General features: G+C 48.1%; 2 pseudogenes. Both read left to right on the plus strand.

The annotated features are described in order from the left end of the window. Positions 1 to 183, plus strand: a pseudogene (locus NE473_RS31820) (MATE family efflux transporter); the annotation flags it as partial. Between the two features lie 32 nt (positions 184 to 215). After that, positions 216 to 293, plus strand: a pseudogene (locus tag NE473_RS32685) (helix-turn-helix domain-containing protein); the annotation flags it as partial.

The raw sequence follows: 293 nt of genomic DNA on the forward strand, positions 1-293 counted from the left end.
GTTAAATTTATGATTCCTGTGCTTGGAGCCCTGATCCTACAGGCGATGTACGGCGCGGTTGATCTGCTCGTTGTGGGACAGTTTGGAACGGACGCGGGCATCTCGGCAGTAGCCACGGGAAGCAATGTCATTAACCTGGTTACATTCGTTATAACCGCCCTGGTCATGGGCGTGACGGTAGTGTTTGTGCTTTCTCAAATCGGGATGGGGGGCATATTTTTTTAGGAGTTAAAGACAACGGGACGATTCTTGGCATTCAGCCAGATCGGATTGATCAGTTAAAAAAAGATTTT

It is taken from the genome of Hungatella sp. SL.1.14 (assembly GCF_024460495.1).
In the GTDB taxonomy this organism is placed as follows: domain Bacteria; phylum Bacillota; class Clostridia; order Lachnospirales; family Lachnospiraceae; genus Hungatella; species Hungatella hathewayi.